Origin of the sequence: Stenotrophomonas sp. 2694 (assembly GCF_040548715.1) — a bacterium.
Taxonomy (GTDB): Bacteria; Pseudomonadota; Gammaproteobacteria; order Xanthomonadales; family Xanthomonadaceae; genus Stenotrophomonas; species Stenotrophomonas indicatrix.
On sequence record NZ_JBEPSG010000037.1, the window covers coordinates 1 to 16,755 of the forward strand.

Sequence of the window (16,755 nt, forward strand, 5' to 3'; positions counted from 1 at the left end):
CCGTCCATCTGGGCAGCACCGGTGATCATGTTCTTGACGTAGTCAGCATGGCCCGGGCAATCGACGTGGGCGTAGTGACGAACGGTGGATTCGTACTCGACGTGCGCGGTCGAGATCGTGATGCCACGCGCCTTTTCTTCCGGCGCGGCGTCGATCGCGGAGTAATCCTTGAACTCGCCACCGAAGCGCTCGGCACCGATCTTGGTCAGTGCGGCGGTCAGCGTGGTCTTGCCATGATCGACGTGACCGATGGTGCCGACGTTGACGTGCGGCTTGGTGCGCTCGAACTTACCCTTTGCCATTTCGTTCTACCTTTTAGTTCGTAAGTGGTTTGGAGGACCTGAGCGTTACGCTCAGGACTTCTTCATGACTTCGTCGGCGATGTTGTTCGGCGCCGGCTCGTAGTGGTCAAATTCCATCGTGAAGGTGGCGCGGCCCTGGGTCTGCGAACGCAGCGAGGTCGCGTAGCCAAACATTTCGCCCAGCGGGATCATCGCGTTGATGATGCTGGCCGAACCGTCACCGGTGGTATCAGAACCCTGCAGAACGCCGCGACGACGGCTCACGTCGCCCATCACGTCACCCTGGTAATCCTCCGGGGTCACGATCTCGACCTTCATGATCGGCTCCAGCAGGACCGGCTTGGCCTTGCGGAAGCCTTCCTTGAAGGCCATCGAGGAAGCGAGCTTGAACGCCATTTCCGAGGAGTCGACGTCGTGGTACGAGCCGAACACCAGCTTCACCTTGACGTCCACGACCGGGAAGCCAGCCAGCGGACCGTTGGTGATGGTTTCGCGCAGACCCTTTTCAATCGACGGAATGAATTCCTTCGGAATCACGCCACCGGTGATGTCGTTGATGAACAGGAAGTCGTCCTTGATACCCGCGGCGATCTTCGGATCTGCACGATCGGCATCGGTGATCGGCGACAGCTCGATCACGACGTGACCGTACTGACCCTTACCACCGGACTGCTTGGCGTGCTTGTAGTCCGACTTCACGTCCGACAGGGTGATCGTTTCGCGGTAAGCCACCTGCGGCTTGCCGACGTTGGCTTCAACGTTGAACTCGCGCTTCATGCGGTCAACGATGATGTCCAGGTGCAGCTCGCCCATGCCCGAGATGATGGTCTGGCCGGATTCTTCGTCGGTCTTGACGCGGAACGACGGATCTTCCTGGGCCAGACGACCCAGTGCCAGACCCATCTTTTCCTGGTCGGACTTGGTCTTCGGCTCGACGGCCATCGAGATGACCGGCTCCGGGAACACCATGCGCTCGAGGATGATCGGCTGATCCATGGAGCACAGGGTGTCACCGGTGGTGGTGTCCTTCAGGCCCACGGCGGCGGCGATGTCGCCTGCCAGCACTTCCTTGATTTCTTCACGGTTGTTGGAGTGCATCTGCAGGATACGGCCGATGCGCTCCTTCTTGCCCTTCACCGAGTTCAGCAGCTGGTCGCCTGCATTCAACGTGCCCGAGTAGACACGGAAGAAGGTCAGCGCGCCGACGAACGGGTCGGTGATGATCTTGAAGGCCAGGGCCGAGAAGGGAGCCTTGTCGTCAGACTTGCGGCTCATTTCCTTGGTTTCATCGTCAACGTCGGTACCGGTCACGTCCGGCACGTCGATCGGCGACGGCAGCAGCTGGATCACGCCGTCCAGCATGGCCTGCACGCCCTTGTTCTTGAACGCCGAGCCGCAGTACATCGGCACGATGTCGGTCGCCAGGGTGCGCACGCGCAGGGCTTCGATGATCTCGGCCTCGGTCAGCTCATCGCCGCCCAGGTACTTGTCCATCAGCTCTTCGCTGGCTTCGGCAGCCGCTTCGATCATGAAGGTACGGGCTTCGGTCGCTTCAGCCAGCAGGTCGGCCGGCACATCGCTGTACTCGAACTTCATGCCCTGCGAAGCCTCATCCCAATGGATGGCCTTCATCTTCAGCAGATCGACGACGCCCTTGAAGCCTTCCTCAGCGCCGATCGGCAGCTGCATCGGAACGGCCTTGGCACCCAGCTTCGCCTTCAGCTGGCCGACGACCTTGGTGAAGTTGGCGCCGGTGCGGTCCATCTTGTTGACGAACGCGATGCGCGGCACCTTGTAACGGTTGGCCTGGCGCCACACGGTTTCCGACTGCGGCTGCACGCCACCGACGGCACACAGCACGAAGACGGCACCGTCGAGCACGCGCAGCGAGCGCTCCACTTCGATGGTGAAGTCGACGTGCCCGGGGGTGTCGATGATGTTGAAGCGGTGCTCCGGCAGGGACTTGTCCATGCCCTTCCAGAACGCGGTGGTCGCAGCGGACTGGATCGTGATGCCACGCTCCTGCTCCTGCTCCATCCAGTCCATGGTGGCGGCGCCGTCATGCACTTCACCGATCTTGTGGCTCTTGCCGGTGTAGAACAGGATGCGCTCGGACGTGGTGGTCTTGCCGGCATCGATGTGGGCCATGATGCCGAAATTGCGGTAACGCTCGATGGGAGTGGAACGGGCCACGGGGAGCCTCTCAGATTTCTTGGATTTCGGATGGCCGAACGCCGCCTTTCGGCGGCCTTCGGATTGGCGCAGCCCTTCTGGGGCCGCGAGGCAGCACCGAGATGGTGCTGCCCTGCCTGTTTTACAAGGCCGTCAAACTCACCAGCGGTAGTGGGCGAATGCCTTGTTGGCTTCGGCCATGCGGTGGGTTTCTTCGCGCTTCTTGATAGCGCCGCCACGGTTTTCCGAGGCGTCGATCAGTTCAGCGGCCAGCTTCTTCGGCATGGTGTTCTCACCACGCTTGCGCGCGGAGTCGATCAGCCAACGCATGGCCAGAGCCATCTTGCGCGAGGCGCGCACTTCGACCGGCACCTGGTAGGTGGCACCACCGACGCGGCGGGACTTGACTTCGACCGACGGAGCCACGTTTTCCAGAGCCTTCTGAACCAGCTCGACGGAATTCGGGTTCTTCTCACCGATCACGTCCATGGCGCCATAGACGATCTTTTCAGCGACCGACTTCTTGCCGCTCAGCATCACCATGTTGATGAAACGGGCGATGGTTTCGCTTCCGTGCTTCGGATCCGGCAGGACTGCGCGCTGCGGCGTATTACCTTTACGAGACATGTGTGCTTTCCCTTAGCTCTTCGGACGCTTGGCGCCGTACTTGGAACGGCCCTGGCGACGCTTGGCAACGCCGGAGGCGTCGAGCGAACCACGAACGGTGTGGTAACGCACACCCGGCAGATCCTTGACGCGACCGCCACGGATCAGGACCACGGAGTGCTCCTGCAGGTTGTGGCCTTCACCGCCGATGTAGGAAATCACTTCTTCCTGGTTGGTCAGGCGAACCTTGGCAACCTTGCGAAGGGCCGAGTTCGGCTTCTTCGGAGTAGTGGTGTAAACGCGCGTGCAGACGCCACGGCGCTGGGGGCACTTTTCGAGAGCCGGCGAGGCGCTCTTATAAGTGGTTGCCTGCCGCGGCTTGCGGACAAGCTGATTGATCGTCGCCATCAGTATGTTCTTCTGAGAGAGGCCGAAAAAAACCGGCCATGAATGCGGATATGTGCGAGCAGGCGAAAAACCGGCCTGCTGAGACAGACGATTGTAGCAACCTGGCGAAAACGCGGTCAAATGCGCACGCGCCAAGCCAGCCCTGATCCAGGGCCGTTACAGGGGAGCCTTCTCCATGCCCCCCGTTCAGGTTGTCGCCCGACCCATCGCTGGGCCGGGGCGGCATCCTACCTCATCGACGGCGAACAGACCAGCGGCCTGGGCCCTCGAGTGCAGATCCCGCCGAGGCGGGTCCTGCGTGATACGTGTCCGGCACGGAGCCGGACCATGAAGCAGGGACCGGCCGATGGCCGCCCCCTGCCCGATCGAGGTCCGGCCTGAGCCGGACCGGCCGATCAATCCTCGGCCTGCTCGGCGTCGGTCGACTCCACCACCACTTCCGGTGCTGCCACGGCCACGGCGGCTGCAGCTGCCGGGGTACCGGCCAGGGTCTGCATTTCCGAGTCCGTCAGCCCGCTCGCATTGCGGCGGCGGTTGGCGTGGTAGGTCAGACCGGTACCGGCCGGAATCAGACGGCCGACGATCACGTTTTCCTTCAGGCCGCGCAGGTTGTCCTTGGTGCCGCGGACGGCAGCCTCGGTCAGCACGCGGGTGGTTTCCTGGAAGGAAGCAGCCGAGATGAACGATTCGGTAGCCAGCGATGCCTTGGTGATGCCCAGCAGGACCGGATCGAAGCGAGCAATCAGCTCGTTGCGGGTGGTCAGGCGTGCATTTTCCTCGATGACGCGCTGGCGCTCGACCTGTTCGCCGTTCAGGAACTTGCTGCTGCCCTGATCGGTGATCTCGACCTTGCGCAGCATCTGGCGGGTGATCACCTCGATGTGCTTGTCGTTGATCTTCACGCCCTGCAGGCGGTACACGTCCTGGATTTCCTTGACCAGGTAGGCGGCCAGCGGCTCGACGCCCAGCAGACGCAGGATGTCCTGCGGGCTCGGCTCGCCGTCGACGATGGTTTCGCCCTTGGTCACGTGCTCACCTTCGAACACGATGACCTGACGGTACTTCGGAATCAGCTCTTCGTGCTCCGAACCATCGGTGTCCTTGATGATCAGGCGCTGCTTGCCCTTGGTGTCCTTGCCGAAGCTGATGATGCCCGAACGCTCGGCCAGCACTGCCGGATCCTTCGGCTTGCGCGCTTCGAACAGATCGGCCACGCGCGGCAGACCACCGGTGATGTCGCGGGTCTTCGACGCTTCCTGCGGGATCTTGGCAACCACGTCACCCACGCCGACGGCAGCGCCGTCCTGCAGGTTGACGATCGAGCGCGGCGGCAGCAGGTACTGCGCCGGCAGGTCGGTGCCCGGAATCGACAGGTCGTTGCCCTTGCCATCGACGATGCGGACGATCGGGCGCAGATCCTTCGCCTGGGCGCCGCGGCGCTTCGGGTCGGTGATTTCGCGCGACGCCAGGCCGGTCAGCTCATCGGTCTTCTCGATGACGGTAATGCCGTCGACGAAGTCGATGAAGCGGATGAAACCGGCCACTTCCGAAACGATCGGATGGTTATGCGGATCCCAGTTGGCCACGGTCTGGCCAGCCTTGACCGCATCACCGTCCTTGGAGGTGATGGTCGCACCGTACGGCAGCTTGTAACGCTCACGCTCACGGCCGTGCGCATCGAGCACCGACATTTCACCCGAGCGCGACACCGCGACCAGCGAGCCGTTGGCATGGGCAACCGACTTGAGGTTGCTGAACTTGACCGAGCCGGTGGTCTTGACGGTGATGTTGTCGACCGCAGCAGCTCGCGATGCCGCACCACCGATGTGGAACGTACGCATCGTCAGCTGGGTACCCGGTTCACCGATGGACTGCGCGGCGATGACGCCGACCGCTTCACCGATGTTGACCAGGTGGCCACGGGCCAGGTCGCGGCCGTAGCAGCGAGCGCAGACGCCGAAGGCCGATTCGCAGGAGATCGTCGAGCGGACCTTGATGGTCTGCACGCTGGCCTCTTCAAGCTTGGCGACCCAGGCTTCGTCGAGCAGGGTGTTGCGGGTGACGATCGGATCTTCGTCGTTGCCCGGCAGGAACACGTCCTCGGCAACCACGCGACCCAGCACGCGATCCTTCAACGGCTCGACCACGTCGCCGCCTTCAACGATCGGGGTCATGATCAGGCCTTCGGTGGTACCGCAATCCACCTCGGTGATCACCACGTCCTGCGCCACGTCGACCAGACGACGGGTCAGGTAACCCGAGTTCGCGGTCTTCAGCGCGGTATCGGCCAGACCCTTACGGGCACCGTGGGTGGAGTTGAAGTACTCCTGCACGTTCAGGCCTTCGCGGAAGTTCGCCTTGATGGGCGTCTCGATGATCGAGCCATCGGGACGGGCCATCAGGCCACGCATGCCGGCCAGCTGACGGATCTGCGCCTGGCTGCCTCGTGCACCGGAGTCGGCCATGATGTACAGGGAGTTCATCGACTTCTGGTCGATGGTCTCGCCCTTGGCATTGATGACCTTCTCGGTACCGATGGTGTCCATCATCGCCTTGGCGATGCGCTCATTGGTGCGCGACCAGATGTCGACCACCTTGTTGTAGCGCTCGCCGGCGGTGACCAGGCCCGACTGGTACTGCTCCTGGATTTCCAGCACTTCGGCTTCGGCCTCGGTGAGGATGCCCTTCTTCTCGTCCGGGATCAGCATGTCGTCGATGCCGATCGAGACGCCGGCGCGGGTCGCGTAGGCGAAGCCGGTGTACATCAGCTTGTCGGCGAACACGACCGTGTCCTTCAGACCCAGCTGGCGGTAGCTGGAGTTGATCAGGCGGCTGATGTTCTTCTTGGTCAGCTCGGTGTTGGCCAGCGCGAACGGCAGGCCTTCCGGCAGGATTTCAGCCAGCAGGGCGCGACCGATGGTGGTATCCACGATCGAGGTCTTGCTCTGCTTGTTGCCTTCCTCGTCGGTCACCACCTCGGTGATGCGGACCTTGACGCGCGCGTGCAGTTCCACCACGCGGTTGTCGTAGGCGCGCTTGACTTCGGCGATGTTGGCGAAGGCCATGCCCTCGCCCTTCTTGTTTTCCAGCGAGCGGGTCATGTAGTACAGACCCAGCACGACGTCCTGCGACGGCACGATGATCGGCTCGCCGTTGGCCGGCGACAGGATGTTGTTGGTGGACATCATCAGCGCACGCGCTTCCAGCTGGGCTTCCAGCGAAAGCGGCACGTGGACGGCCATCTGGTCACCGTCGAAGTCGGCGTTGAACGCGGTGCAGACCAGCGGGTGCAGCTGGATGGCCTTGCCTTCGATCAGGACCGGCTCGAAGGCCTGGATGCCCAGACGGTGCAGGGTCGGCGCACGGTTCAGCATCACCGGATGCTCGCGGATGACCTCTTCCAGGATGTCCCAGACTTCGGCTTCTTCGCGCTCGACCAGCTTCTTGGCGGCCTTGATGGTGGTGGCCAGGCCACGACGCTGCAGCTTGGCGAACACGAACGGCTTGAACAGTTCGAGCGCCATCTTCTTCGGCAGGCCGCACTGGTGCAGGCGCAGGTACGGACCGACCACGATGACCGAACGGCCCGAGTAGTCGACGCGCTTGCCGAGCAGGTTCTGGCGGAAACGACCCTGCTTGCCCTTGATCATGTCGGCCAGCGACTTCAGCGGGCGCTTGTTGGTGCCGGTGATGGCACGGCCGCGACGGCCGTTGTCCAGCAGCGCATCGACCGATTCCTGCAGCATGCGCTTTTCATTGCGCACGATGATGTCCGGCGCGCTCAGTTCGAGCAGGCGGCGCAGGCGGTTGTTGCGGTTGATGACACGGCGGTACAGGTCGTTCAGATCGGAGGTCGCGAAGCGGCCACCATCCAGCGGAACCAGCGGACGCAGGTCCGGCGGCAGCACCGGCAGGACGGTCATGACCATCCACTCCGGACGGTTGCCCGATTCCAGGAAGGCTTCGATCAGCTTGATGCGCTTGGTCAGTCGCTTCAGCTTGGTTTCCGAACCGGTGCTGGCGATCTCTTCGCGCAGGCGGGTCATTTCCGACTGCAGGTCGATGGTGCGCAGCAGTTCGTACACGGCCTCGGCGCCCATGGCAGCGTCGAAGTCGTCGCCATGCTCCTGGCGGGCCTGCAGGTACTGTTCTTCGGTCAGCAGCTGGCGGCGCTCCAGGGCGGTCAGGCCCGGCTCGGTCACCACGTAGGCTTCGAAGTAGAGCACGCGCTCGATATCGCGCAGGGTCATGTCCAGCATCAGGCCGATGCGCGACGGCAGCGACTTCAGGAACCAGATGTGCGCGACCGGCGAGGCCAGGTCGATGTGGCCCATGCGCTCGCGACGCACCTTGGCCAGGGTCACTTCGGTGCCGCACTTCTCGCAGACCACGCCGCGGTGCTTCATGCGCTTGTACTTGCCGCACAGGCACTCGTAGTCCTTGACCGGTCCGAAGATGGCGGCGCAGAACAGGCCGTCACGTTCCGGCTTGAAGGTACGGTAGTTGATGGTTTCCGGCTTCTTCACTTCGCCGAAGGACCACGAACGGATCAGGTCCGGCGAAGCCAGCGCGATCTTGATCGCGTCGAAGTCCAGCGTCTGGCGCTGCTGGTTGAAGAGGTTGAGCAGGTCTTTCATGGTGTTCTCCAGAAGGAGGAATGCTGTGTCGATGGGCTTTCAGTTCACTGCCAGCGGCGCGGCGGCGGTGGCCGCCGCGCCGGCATGGATCAGTTGTCTTCCAGTTCCATGTTGATGGCCAGCGAGCGGATTTCCTTCACCAGGACGTTGAAGGATTCCGGCATGCCCGCGACCATCTCGTGCTCACCGTCGACGATGTTCTTGTACATCTGGTTGCGGCCCTGCACGTCATCGGACTTCACCGTCAGCATTTCCTGCAGGGTGTAGGCCGCGCCGTAGGCTTCCAGCGCCCAGACTTCCATTTCACCGAAGCGCTGGCCGCCGAACTGCGCCTTGCCGCCCAGCGGCTGCTGGGTGACGAGCGAGTACGGGCCGGTCGAACGGGCGTGCATCTTGTCGTCGACCAGGTGGTTCAGCTTCAGGTAGTGCATGTAGCCAACGGTGGTGTGGCGATCGAAGGCTTCACCGGTGCGGCCGTCATACAGCTGGGTCTGGCCACTGCTCGGCAGGTCGGCCAGTTCCAGCATGCGCTTGATTTCCGCTTCGGTGGCACCGTCGAACACCGGCGTTGCCATCGGCACGCCGTCGAACAGGTTGCGGGCCAGGCGCAGCAGTTCCTCGTCGCTGAACTGCGACAGGTCGACACGGTTGGCCACGTTGGTGTCATCGTGGTTGTAGATGTCGTCCAGGAACTTGCGCAGGTCGGCGACCGCGGCCTGGGCTTCCAGCATTGCCTGGATCTTGCGACCCAGACCCTTGGCTGCCCAGCCCAGGTGCACTTCCAGGATCTGCCCGATGTTCATACGCGACGGCACGCCCAGCGGGTTCAGCACGATGTCCACGGTTTCGCCCGAGGCCATGTACGGCATGTCCTCGACCGGCACCACGTTGGACACCACACCCTTGTTGCCGTGGCGGCCTGCCATCTTGTCGCCCGGCTGGATGCGGCGCTTCACTGCCAGGAACACCTTGACCATCTTCAGCACGCCCGGGGCGAGGTCGTCGCCAGCGGTGATCTTGCCGCGCTTGTCGGCGAAGCGACGCTCGAATTCCTTCTCGTGCGCCTGGATCTGCTTCTGTGCGCGCTCGATGGCTTCGGCGGCGTCCTCGTCCTTCATGCGCAGCACGAACCAGTCGGCCTTCTTCAGGCCATCCAGGTAGGCGTCGGAGATGACGTCGCCCTTCTTCAGGCCGGCGCCACCGTTGACCACCTTGCCGACGATCTGCGAACGCAGACGGGCATAGATGGCTGCTTCCAGGATGCGGAACTGGTCGTCGAAGTCCTTCTTGACGCGCTTGATTTCAGATTCTTCGATCTGACGGGCGCGCTTGTCCTTCTCGATGCCATCGCGGGTGAAGACCTGCACGTCGATGACGGTGCCGTCCATGCCCGGAGGCACGCGCAGCGAGCTGTCCTTCACGTCCGAAGCCTTCTCGCCGAAGATCGCGCGCAGCAGCTTCTCTTCCGGGGTCAGCTGGCTTTCGCCCTTCGGGGTGACCTTGCCGACCATGATGTCGCCGGCGCGGACTTCGGCACCGATGTACACCACGCCGCTTTCGTCCAGGCGGTTCAGCGCCTGCTCGGAAACGTTCGGGATGTCGGCCGAGATTTCCTCCGGCCCCAGCTTGGTGTCACGCGCAACGCAGGTCAGCTCTTCGATGTGGATCGTGGTGTAGCGATCCTCTTCCACCACGCGCTCGGAGAGCAGGATGGAGTCTTCGAAGTTGTAGCCGTTCCACGGCATGAAGGCGATCAGCATGTTCTGGCCCAGGGCCAGTTCACCGATGTCGGTGGACGGACCATCGGCCAGCACGTCGCCACGCGCCACCACGTTGCCCACTTCCACCAGCGGACGCTGGTTGATGCAGGTGTTCTGGTTGGAGCGGGTGTACTTGATCAGGTTGTAGATGTCCACGCCGGCGTCGGACGCGTCGGTGATCTCGGCTTCGTTGACCTTGACCACGATGCGGGCGGCGTCGATCTGCACGATCTCACCACCACGACGGGCGTTCACGGTCACGCCCGAGTCACGCGCCACGGCGCGCTCGATGCCGGTACCGACCAGCGGCTTCTGCGCACGCAGGGTCGGCACGGCCTGACGCTGCATGTTGGCGCCCATCAGTGCGCGGTTGGCGTCATCGTGCTCCAGGAACGGAACCAGCGCGGCCGCGATCGACACGGTCTGCATCGGCGAGACGTCCATGAAGTGGACTTCCGCCGGCGGCTTCAACAGCGATTCGCCCTGGTAACGGCAGGGGACGAACTGCTCGGTCAGCACGCTGTTGGCATCGGTCAGGGCGTTGGCCTGGGCGATGACGTACTCGTTTTCTTCGATGGCCGACAGGAACTCGACTTCGTCGAAGACCTTGCCGTCCACGACCTTGCGGTACGGGGTCTCGAGGAAACCGTACTGGTTGGTGCGGGCGTACACGGCCAGCGAGTTGATCAGGCCGATGTTCGGGCCTTCCGGCGTTTCGATGGTGCAGACGCGGCCGTAATGGGTCGGGTGCACGTCGCGCACTTCGAAGCCGGCGCGCTCACGGGTCAGGCCGCCCGGGCCCAGGGCCGAGACGCGACGCTTGTGCGTGACTTCCGACAGCGGGTTGTTCTGATCCATGAACTGCGACAGCTGCGAGGAGCCGAAGAATTCCTTGATCGCCGCAGCCACCGGCTTGGCGTTGATCAGCTCCTGCGGGGTCAGGCCTTCCGACTCGGCCATCGACAGGCGTTCCTTGACCGCGCGCTCGACGCGGACCAGGCCCACGCGGAACACGTTCTCGGCCATTTCACCGACCGAACGCACGCGACGGTTGCCCAGGTGATCGATGTCATCGACCACGCCGCGACCGTTGCGGATCTCGGTCAGGACCTTGATCACGTCCAGGATGTCCGAGCTGTCGCCGTGTGCGGCAACCAGGCGCTTGGACTCTTCGTCGTTGCGCTCGCCGTAGTACTTGCGGTCGTACAGCACGGCTTCGCCGGTGGTTTCCTTGCGGCCCACGCGACGGTTGAACTTCATGCGGCCGACTGCGGACAGGTCGTAGCGCTCGAAGGTGAAGAACAGGTTGTGGAACAGGTTCTGCGCGGCATCCTTGGTCGGCGGCTCGCCCGGACGCATCATGCGGTAGATCTCGACCAGGGCTTCCAGCTGGGTCTTGGTCGGATCGATGCGCAGGGTGTTGGACAGGTACGGGCCACGATCCAGGTCGTTCACCCACAGGGTGCCCACGGCATCGACGCCGGCCTTGCGGAAGGCCTGCAGCTGTTCGTCGGTGATTTCGTCGTTGGCCTGGGCCAGCAGTTCGCCGGTCGAGGCATCGACCACGTCGTGCGACAGGATGCGGCCGACGATGTAGTCGTCCGGCACGGCCAGGGCGGCGATGCCCGAGGCTTCCAGCTGCTTGATGTGGCGCGCGGTGATGCGCTTGCCGGCTTCCACGATGACCTTGTCGCCGTCGGCGAGGTCGAAGCCCAGGGTTTCGCCGCGCAGGCGCTCGGGCACCAGCTCCAGCTGGACGCCTTCATCCGGGTTGATGTGGAAGGTGTTGATCTCGAAGAACTCGGCCAGCATCTCTTCGTTGCTGTAGCCAAGCGCACGCAGCAGGATCGACACCGGCAGCTTGCGGCGACGGTCGATACGGGTGAACAGCGCGTCCTTCGGGTCGAACTCGAAGTCCAGCCAGGAGCCGCGGTAAGGAATGATGCGGGCGCTGTACAGCAGCTTGCCCGAGCTGTGGGTCTTGCCACGGTCGTGGTCGAAGAACACGCCCGGCGAGCGGTGCAGCTGCGAGACGATGACGCGCTCGGTGCCGTTGACGATGAAGGTGCCGTTGTCGGTCATCAGCGGGATTTCGCCGAGGTAGACCTCCTGCTCCTTCACGTACTTGATTGCCTTGGTCGACGACTCGCGGTCGTAGATCACCAGGCGCACGGTCACGCGCAGCGGCGCACCGTAGCTCATGCCACGCTGACGGCACTCACGCTCGTCGAAGACCGGATCGCCCAGCTTGTAGCCGACGTATTCCAGGGCAGCATTGCCGCTGTAGCTGGCGATCGGGAAGACCGACTTCAGTGCAGCGTGCAGGCCGTGGTCCGTGCGCTTGGCCGGATCGACGTTCTCCTGCAGGAATTCACGGTAGGAATCCACCTGGATGGCGAGCAGGAACGGCACTTCGAGAATCGAACGCTGCTTGCCGAAATCCTTGCGGATACGCTTTTTTTCGGTGAACGAATAGGACGTCATGAGGTCTTCCACCTTGTTGTGCGAGTCGTGCGCCCACGACCCGAAGGGAACTTGAAATTGTCAGTTGGAAGTCGCTGGTATTGCCGGCACCAGCACGCCTTCTCCCGCTACTTCCAACTGCCAACTCGTCTGCATCCACTCCCCCGCCGCCGCGCGTTGCGCTGGCCGGCCAGGGTTTGACCGCAGCCCGTGTTGGGCTTTTTCACCGTATTTCCGTAGAACCGCGCCACGATTGGCCGGGCCTACAACAACGACCAAAGGCCGGGGGCTTACGCCCCCAGCCTTGGCTGCATCGCCGGATTTCGATGGCGACGCAATGGAAGTGCTTACTTGACTTCGACAGTCGCGCCAGCAGCTTCCAGGTCCTTCTTCATCTTCTCGGCTTCGTCCTTCGAAGCGTTGTCCTTCAGGACGCCGCCGGCTTCGGCCAGGTCCTTCGCTTCCTTCAGGCCCAGGCCGGTGATGGCGCGGACGGCCTTGATGACTTCGACCTTCTTGTCGCCAGCGGTCTTCAGGGTGACGACGAATTCGGTCTGCTCTTCAACGACGGCAGCCGGGCCAGCCACAGCAGCGGCGACCGGAGCAGCGGCGGAGACGCCGAACTTCTCTTCGATGGCCTTGACCAGCTCCATCACTTCCATCAGGGACTTCTCGGCGATGGCGTCGACGATCTGTTCGTTGGTAAGGGACATGATAATTACCTTTGGATGTTTTTCTGGATTGAGGTTCCGTCAGGAACCACGATTAGTCGAAACTCAGGCGGTCTCGGCGGCCGGTTCAGCAGCGTCGGCGGCGACGTCGCCACCATTCTGCTTGTCGCCGATTGCCTTGATGGCGCGGGCGAACATCGTGACCGGCTCGGTCAGGACGCGTGCCAGCATTGCCAGGGCCTGGTCGCGGGTCGGCAGCGAGGCCAACACGTCGACATGGCTTGCCGGGAACACTTCACCACCGATTGCGACGACCTTGGCCTTAAGCTTGTCGTTGCCCTTGGCGGCATCCTTGATCAGGCGACCGGCAGCACCGGGCTCCTCGAGCGAGAACGCGTACAGCAGCGGACCAACCATCTGGTCCTGTGCGACTGCGAACTCGGTGCCTTCAACGGCACGCGACGCCAGGGTGTTCTTGACAACTTTCAAGAAAACGCCGGTTTCACGAGCCTGCTTACGCATCGCGGTCATCTGAGCGACCGTGGTGCCAGCGTATTCGGCTGCGATCAAGGAGTGGGCCTTGGCGGCGATGTCTGCCAGCTCCGCGACTACTTCTTGCTTCTGGGACAGATTGAGAGCCATTGCACTCCTCCGATTGAACTCCGCTTACGGCTCCTGCCGTGTGCGGTCCTGTGCGGCATCCGTCCTGGACGCCGGGAACATCGGAATGATGTTCCGGGGGGTGGGCCGTTCTAGACCTGGAGTGGGCCAACCTGGGTAACCCCAGACGTGCGTGAACCAGAAAAACTCCAGAAGGGCACCATCTACGCAGGGTGATTCCGGGGAATCGATTAAGCGTTCGTGACTGCTCCGGCGGCGACTCCCTGCCAAATCGAGCTTCCGTGCCCGTCGCCGGCATGCCACGACCGCACCTGCGGTCTTTGACGGCTACCACCGGCGATGGGTTGCCGGCGATGCCTTCAAATGTCACGGTCGCGGGGCCCGAGGGACCCGCGACCGCTTGAAACGATTACTTCAGGCTCAGCGACGACTGGTCGACGGTGACGCCCGGGCCCATCGTCGAGCTGACCGAAACCTTCTGCAGGTAGGTGCCCTTCGAGGTGGCCGGCTTGGCCTTGATCAGGTCCAGCAGCAGCGCGGTCAGGTTCGACTTCAGCGCGTCTTCGGCGAAGTCGGCCTTGCCGATGGTGCAGTGGATGATGCCGGCCTTGTCGGTGCGGTAACGCACCTGACCCGACTTGGCATTCTTCACAGCCTCACCCGGGTTCGGGGAGACGGTGCCGACCTTCGGGTTCGGCATCAGGCCGCGCGGGCCCAGCACGGTACCCAGCTTACCGACAACGCGCATTGCGTCCGGGGTCGCGATCACGACGTCGTAGTTCAGATCGCCGGCCTGCATCTTCTCGGCCAGGTCGTCCATACCGACGGCTTCGGCGCCAGCGGCCAGGGCTTCATCAGCCTTGGCACCGGCCGGAGCGAAGACAGCGACGCGGACCGACTTGCCGGTACCAGCCGGCAGCACGGTGGAGCCACGGACCTGCTGGTCGGACTTCTTCGCGTCGACGCCGAGGCGCACGGCAACGTCGATCGACTCGACGAACTTGGCCTTGGTGGCGGTCTTCAGGATGTTGATTGCGTCCTCGAAAGCGTATGCCTTGCCCGGAACGATAGCGGCCTTGATGGCCTTCTCACGCTTGGTCTGTGCCATCTTCTTAACCCTCCACCACGAGGCCCATGGAACGGGCAGAGCCAGCGATGGTACGCACGGCGGCGTCCAGGTCGGCGGCAGTCAGATCCGGTTCCTTCGCCTTGGCGATCTCTTCCAGCTGCTTACGGGTGACCTTGCCGACCTTCTCGGTGTTCGGGCGCTTGGAGCCCGACGAGATGCCAGCGGCCTTCTTCAGCAGGGTGGTGGCCGGAGTGCTCTTGGTGATGAAGGTGAACGTACGGTCCGAATAGGCCGTGATGATCACCGGAACCGGCAGACCCGGCTCGAGCTTCTGCGTGGCGGCATTGAAGGCCTTGCAGAATTCCATGATGTTCAGGCCGCGCTGACCCAGCGCAGGACCGACCGGCGGCGAGGGGTTGGCCTGACCGGCCTTCACCTGCAGCTTGATATAACCGACAACTTTCTTTGCCATGTGAGTACTCTCCGGGTGCTAGCGCCTTGCGACAACAGGCTCCCCATCGGACCGGGAATCACGCGTCCCGGCATCGCGTTTTGAAATCATGCCGAAGGCCACCTTTCGGTGGCCTCGTCCCGCCAGCTTCCCAACGGGAGCCGCGCAGCATATCAGGTTTTTTCTTCACATGCCTGAAGCGGCATATGAATGCAGATCAGACGGCCTTTTCGACCTGACCAAACTCAAGCTCGACCGGGGTGGCGCGACCGAAGATCAACACCGAGACGCGCAGACGGCTCTTCTCGTAATTGACCTCTTCGACGACACCATTGAAGTCGTTGAACGGACCCTCGGTGACGCGAACCATCTGGCCCGGCTCGAACAGCACCTTCGGACGCGGCTTCTCGACGCCTTCCTGGACACGGTTCAGGATCGCCTCGGCCTCGGAGTCGGCGATCGGCAGCGGACGATCGGCGGTTCCGCCGATGAAGCCCATGACGCGCGGGGTTTCCTTGACCAGATGCCAGCTTTCGTTGTCGATGCGCGGAATACCGGCTTCTTCGTGGGTCTCGATCTGGACCAGCACGTAACCCGGGAAGAACTTGCGCTCGGAACGGCGCTTCTGGCCGGCGCGCATTTCGATCACTTCCTCGGTCGGAACCAGGACGTCGCCGAAGCGCTCTTCCATGCCGTCACGGACGATGCGATCGCGCAGTGCCTGCGCCACCGACTTCTCGAAGCCCGAATAGGCGTGAACGACGTACCAACGCTTCATGCATTTCTCCTTAGCGGCTCAGGAACCACTGAGTCAGTTTCTGGATGAAGAAGTCGAACCCGCCCAGCAGCAAGCTGAGAATCAGGACGACGACAATCACCACCCAGGTCATGCGAATGGCTTCCTGGCGGGTCGGCCAGACCACTTTACGCAGTTCAAAGCGCGACTCGGAGAGGAATTCGCGGGTGTCGCGCCCCTTGCCGGTCAGCATGAACACGCCGATACCGCCAACCAGGCCGACCACGACCGCCAACGCACGCAGCTGACCCGCCCACGCGCCCAGCTGGGCAGCGCGACCGGAATCGGCGGAGAACCAGAACCAGACGAACAGACCTGCCAGCACCAGCAACGATGCGAGGACGTACTTGACGATATCCCCGCCTTGCGCGGAGGTGTCCTTGGAATGTTCGATCTTGCTATTCATCAGGCTGTGTCTGCTTTAGCGGCAGGGCCGCTCGGTAAGGTGGGCAGATGGCACGCCAGGAGGGACTCGAACCCCCAACCTGCGGTTTTGGAGACCGCTGCTCTGCCAATTGAGCTACTGGCGTACGTAGAAAACTTGCCTTCCCTTAGACGGCGAAGGCGGACCGAGGTTCCCGGCCCGCCACTCGCCAGACCGGCAGCGCTATGCGACCGCCGGCATGCAGGCTTACTCGAGGATGTTGGCAACCACGCCAGCACCGACGGTACGGCCACCTTCGCGGATTGCGAAGCGCAGGCCAGCGTCCATGGCGACCGGGTTGATCAGGGTGACAACCATCTTCACGTTGTCGCCCGGCATCACCATCTCGACGCCTTCCGGCAGCTCGACCGCACC

At 63.0% G+C, this 16,755-nt stretch carries 13 protein-coding genes and 1 tRNA gene; all 14 read right to left on the reverse strand.

The window, feature by feature from the left end:
• On the reverse strand, positions 1 to 302 hold a 302-nt coding region (locus ABIA73_RS21250), incomplete at its 3' end, for a GTP-binding protein (RefSeq protein WP_354276248.1).
• A 51-nt stretch (positions 303 to 353) separates the two neighbouring features.
• Positions 354 to 2,495 (reverse strand): elongation factor G, encoded by a 2,142-nt coding sequence (gene fusA / locus ABIA73_RS21255; protein ID WP_025879342.1) that lies wholly within the window; start codon positions 2,493 to 2,495, stop codon positions 354 to 356.
• 138 nt (positions 2,496 to 2,633) lie between these two features.
• Positions 2,634 to 3,101, reverse strand: a complete 468-nt coding sequence (rpsG, locus tag ABIA73_RS21260) for a 30S ribosomal protein S7 (protein WP_025879343.1) — start codon at positions 3,099 to 3,101, stop codon at positions 2,634 to 2,636.
• A 12-nt stretch (positions 3,102 to 3,113) separates the two neighbouring features.
• Positions 3,114 to 3,488, reverse strand: a complete 375-nt coding sequence (gene rpsL, locus ABIA73_RS21265; protein ID WP_025879344.1) for a 30S ribosomal protein S12 — start codon at positions 3,486 to 3,488, stop codon at positions 3,114 to 3,116.
• 395 nt (positions 3,489 to 3,883) lie between these two features.
• Positions 3,884 to 8,125, reverse strand: a complete 4,242-nt coding sequence (gene rpoC, locus ABIA73_RS21270) for a DNA-directed RNA polymerase subunit beta' (protein WP_025879345.1) — start codon at positions 8,123 to 8,125, stop codon at positions 3,884 to 3,886.
• Positions 8,126 to 8,214: 89 nt separating this feature from the next.
• Entirely contained in the window at positions 8,215 to 12,369 is a 4,155-nt protein-coding gene (gene rpoB, locus ABIA73_RS21275) for a DNA-directed RNA polymerase subunit beta (protein WP_025879346.1), read from the reverse strand.
• A gap of 326 nt (positions 12,370 to 12,695) precedes the next feature.
• Complete coding sequence (gene rplL / locus ABIA73_RS21280) at positions 12,696 to 13,061, reverse strand: 50S ribosomal protein L7/L12 (protein WP_025879347.1); 366 nt, start codon at positions 13,059 to 13,061, stop codon at positions 12,696 to 12,698.
• Between the two features lie 63 nt (positions 13,062 to 13,124).
• Positions 13,125 to 13,661 (reverse strand): 50S ribosomal protein L10, encoded by a 537-nt coding sequence (rplJ, locus tag ABIA73_RS21285; RefSeq protein ID WP_025879348.1) that lies wholly within the window; start codon positions 13,659 to 13,661, stop codon positions 13,125 to 13,127.
• 388 nt (positions 13,662 to 14,049) lie between these two features.
• Complete coding sequence (gene rplA, locus ABIA73_RS21290) at positions 14,050 to 14,748, reverse strand: 50S ribosomal protein L1 (RefSeq protein ID WP_025879349.1); 699 nt, start codon at positions 14,746 to 14,748, stop codon at positions 14,050 to 14,052.
• 4 nt (positions 14,749 to 14,752) lie between these two features.
• Entirely contained in the window at positions 14,753 to 15,181 is a 429-nt protein-coding gene (gene rplK / locus ABIA73_RS21295) for a 50S ribosomal protein L11 (protein ID WP_004145248.1), read from the reverse strand.
• Positions 15,182 to 15,377: 196 nt separating this feature from the next.
• Entirely contained in the window at positions 15,378 to 15,938 is a 561-nt protein-coding gene (gene nusG, locus ABIA73_RS21300; RefSeq protein WP_025879350.1) for a transcription termination/antitermination protein NusG, read from the reverse strand.
• Positions 15,939 to 15,948: 10 nt separating this feature from the next.
• A complete protein-coding gene (gene secE, locus ABIA73_RS21305; RefSeq protein ID WP_025879351.1) occupies positions 15,949 to 16,362 on the reverse strand; it encodes a preprotein translocase subunit SecE in 414 nt (137 codons plus the stop codon).
• Between the two features lie 48 nt (positions 16,363 to 16,410).
• A tRNA-Trp gene (locus ABIA73_RS21310) sits at positions 16,411 to 16,486 on the reverse strand.
• A gap of 101 nt (positions 16,487 to 16,587) precedes the next feature.
• Positions 16,588 to 16,755 (reverse strand): EF-Tu C-terminal domain-related protein (locus ABIA73_RS21315; protein ID WP_502960557.1); only part of this gene is annotated, 168 nt, incomplete at its 5' end.

What these genes read in the sequence shown, in the direction of transcription:
- rplA (WP_025879349.1), bottom strand. Translation starts at nt 14,748, where the DNA reads ATGGCACAGACCAAGCGTGAGAAGGCCATCAAGGCCGCTATCGTTCCG.
- rplJ (WP_025879348.1), bottom strand. Translation starts at nt 13,661, where the DNA reads ATGGCTCTCAATCTGTCCCAGAAGCAAGAAGTAGTCGCGGAGCTGGCA.
- rpsG (WP_025879343.1), bottom strand. Translation starts at nt 3,101, where the DNA reads ATGTCTCGTAAAGGTAATACGCCGCAGCGCGCAGTCCTGCCGGATCCG.
- rpoB (WP_025879346.1), bottom strand. Translation starts at nt 12,369, where the DNA reads ATGACGTCCTATTCGTTCACCGAAAAAAAGCGTATCCGCAAGGATTTC.
- rpsL (WP_025879344.1), bottom strand. Translation starts at nt 3,488, where the DNA reads ATGGCGACGATCAATCAGCTTGTCCGCAAGCCGCGGCAGGCAACCACT.
- rplL (WP_025879347.1), bottom strand. Translation starts at nt 13,061, where the DNA reads ATGTCCCTTACCAACGAACAGATCGTCGACGCCATCGCCGAGAAGTCC.
- secE (WP_025879351.1), bottom strand. Translation starts at nt 16,362, where the DNA reads ATGAATAGCAAGATCGAACATTCCAAGGACACCTCCGCGCAAGGCGGG.
- rplK (WP_004145248.1), bottom strand. Translation starts at nt 15,181, where the DNA reads ATGGCAAAGAAAGTTGTCGGTTATATCAAGCTGCAGGTGAAGGCCGGT.
- rpoC (WP_025879345.1), bottom strand. Translation starts at nt 8,125, where the DNA reads ATGAAAGACCTGCTCAACCTCTTCAACCAGCAGCGCCAGACGCTGGAC.
- nusG (WP_025879350.1), bottom strand. Translation starts at nt 15,938, where the DNA reads ATGAAGCGTTGGTACGTCGTTCACGCCTATTCGGGCTTCGAGAAGTCG.